General features: G+C 43.6%; 2 protein-coding genes. Both read right to left on the bottom strand.

Annotation, left to right across the window (positions count from 1 at the left end):
- Window positions 1-175: 175 nt before the first annotated feature.
- Window positions 176-2104 carry a type VI secretion system Vgr family protein gene (locus AC4FQ5_RS19485; protein ID WP_491146127.1) on the bottom strand — a complete coding sequence of 643 codons (1929 nt, stop codon included), beginning with the start codon at window positions 2102-2104 and terminating at the stop codon, window positions 176-178.
- 500 nt (window positions 2105-2604) lie between these two features.
- Window positions 2605-3009 (bottom strand): type VI secretion system tube protein TssD, encoded by a 405-nt coding sequence (tssD, locus tag AC4FQ5_RS19480; RefSeq protein WP_491146124.1) that lies wholly within the window; start codon window positions 3007-3009, stop codon window positions 2605-2607.
- Between the last annotated feature and the right edge of the window lie 121 nt (window positions 3010-3130).

Genomic DNA, 3130 nt, shown 5'->3' with positions numbered 1-3130 from the left:
TGATTCCCATCATGATTCACCCCACCCCCTTTACCATTCTGCACCTGTCTTCCTCCTGCAACATTTCTGGTAAACTTGCTCTCCTCCAGAATTCCTCCATTCGCATTCCCGCGGATGTTTTTTGCGAAAATCTGTATTCTGCCTTTCTTTTGATCAACTCCCATAGCACCCAGTTTTATGCATTATGACCCTTCTCGCCCGAAAGATTGTGGATCGTCTGTTCACTGTTCTGGATATAATCTTTCGCAGCGGCGACTTCAATGCCCTCCAAAGCTGTTTTATGAATATCCGTAGCATCGTAAGTGAAATTCTCAGACGCCATATTCATGATATTTGTTGCGTTCAGGTTGTAATTTAAACTTGCATTTTGCCAGATGTTGGCTCCTGCCGTTTCTGTGATATTCATGCCGACATTGTTGCTCTTGTTGATTCCAACCGTTGTATTCATGTTTTCGGTGACATCAATATTGAAGTTTTTACATTTGATATTGATCGTTTCAGGAGCCGTGATGTTGATGTTGCTGCCTTTGGTGTCCAGATGAATTTCGTTTCCGGATTTATCGGTGATGATGATGCTTTCGTCTTCGGTGAAAACCACTCTGTGACCACTTCTCGTCTGAATCGATTTCACACGGTTGTCCATTCCGCCGCCTAAACCGATTCCGCCATGGAACATTCCCCCCATCACGAAAGGGCGGTCCGGATGATTGTGCACAAAATTGACCATCACCTGATCCCCCACTTCAGGAATTGCGACGTAACCTCTGTTTTGGGTGATCTGATCGGTTCCGCCTGCATCCGGACTCATCATCCTGATGAAATGTGTCGTGTCATTCGTCTGCCAGTCGAATCTCACCTGAACCCTCCCCTGTCCTTCAGGATCGGTGTTGGAGATGACCGTAGCAATCTGTGGTTCAGCTTTCGGAACACTAAATTCTGGTTTCGGTAAAAATCCCGTATCGGAAGCAATGCCGTGGAAAGTTCCGGTGTAATGACCGATCGTGTCGATCTCGTGCGTCGTTTCCGTCACCATGATTCTGGTGAAGTACGAAGTTTCGTTCGTGTCGGGTTTTCGCATTTCGATGTCGACTGCGCAGCCAGGGTGTAAAAAAGGAACCGTTGTAGAGCCCGAAATATTGAAAACATTCACCGCCTCGCTTCCTGAGGTGCTTCTCTGTGAATACTCTACGTCTAAATGGGTGGTTGCTTTAATCGGAGCTACCCTTAAAGACGGTGTTCTATAAATCGTTTCGTTGTGTTGGTAAGCAGTTTTGGCTAAATCTCCGACATGCTGAATCGGGGTTGCTCCGGAAGTCAGCTTTTCGTGTCTGCTGCTGTTGTAGCCGTAGAATTGCGGCTTGGTGTGAACGGCCTTTAATTCAACTTTGATATCACTTGCGCTGCTTCCGTAGGTCAGCCTGACCGGCGTATTCTGTGGCGGAAGTTTTCCGAAGTGAAGAACTTCGCCGTCGTAATAAAACTGTTCGCCATACGCTTCTGCCATTCTCGCCAGATAATTGTAGTGTGTCTCGTCATACTGGCTGCTGTAAATGATTTGCGAATAATCATTCGTATCGATTCTGATATCAAAACGGCTTTTATCTAAGCCTTGTTTAATAACTTCTTCGGCAATAATGCCCATATTGACCGGCTGGCTTCCGCCAAAACTCTGGATATGCGGAGCGCCGTCCAGTAAAATAGTCGGGCTGTAACCTGATAAAACAATATTCCCAAGACTCATTTTTTCCTGGCTGAAACCAACGCCGGTAATCACGCCGACAAAGGTGCGTTCCGGGCTTTTGTCGATGTCTTTGTAGGAAATAACTGCGGTGAGACGTTTTCCTAAAAACCGGTTGGCTTCTTCTAAAGTATGCGTCTGGCGGTCGCCTAAGGTATCGTGAGCTAAAGTTAATGTAAACTCGTGGTGGCGCTGTGCGCTTTGTTTTAGTGTAAAATGCTTGTAATATCTGATCACTTTACCTTCAATAACCAAAGATAATTTTACCAAACGGTTGATCCCGTTGTGATGACTGTCAGAGATTCCCGCCGCATTCTGGGATGGACGAAACGCAGAGCCCCGTGATGTTTCTGTGGTATTTGACATAATTTTGTGATTGTGTGGTGGTTTAAAGTTATTAAATTTTATTTACCTGTGCAGATTTTTAAGTATTAAATTTTTGAATTTTTAATGTAAAACGCTTGATTTGTAAGATCTTGCTGTTGCTTTTTTAACGTAAAGCCCGCAAAGATTTTTTTTGAGTACTGACTGCATATTTTTTTGACCGATTGTTTTTGGTCGAAAGGGGAATTTGCTCAACAATAAAAACTCAACCTGAAAAGAGCCGAAACAGACCTGAGGTTGACTGAATTTTATTTTAAGGACTTTCAGTTCTGAGGATCACTACTTTGCAGCCCGGCTTGAACGGAGCCCTTCGACAAGCTCAGGATAAATTACAGACGGAAATTGCTGCCCTACAAACTTCTTTTGAGATCAAAATTGTTTAAAAAACATTGAAAATTGCCCAATAAAAATAAATTTCAGTCGAAAAAGACCGTCTTTTGCGGACGGTCTCTATACCCTGATTCTGTAAATCGGTGAAGATTTTAGCTTGACGGCCAAAGCCCTTTGTACTCAGAATTTCCGTAGCTGATGGTCTCTGCACTCACCACAAAGCTGATCAGCATTGAGTTTTCGTCTACTGCGTCGAATTCTACTTCGTGCTGAATCACGTAGCCGTTTTCCCAGCTTAAGGTGATCAGCGTGCCTTCTTCGTGAGATTTGTTGAATGTGATCTCGCCGGTGGTAGGCTTGTATTTCCCGTTTAATAACGACTCGAGGATGTCGGACTTTTCGGTCGCCTCGATCGTCAGTTTGATCAGTGCATTCGACGGGTCTGAAGCCACACGTCCCGATACATCAGTGGATCGAGATACGCTGTAGTTAAGCTTTAGTAATTTTTGCCCCTCACTGCCATTGAATTTTAAGATTCCTCTTGAATTTGCTGCCATGATGCGTAAATTTTAATCGGTTAATATTGTGTACGTGTTTTGTAGCTCAAAGATAATTACACCTAAAATTATTCTGAAAAAAAATTAAAACTTTTTCACATTTTGTAGTAATTCTACGATA

It is taken from the genome of Chryseobacterium sp. DT-167, from assembly GCF_058310155.1.
This window is presented reverse-complemented; position numbering and strand designations above follow the sequence as displayed.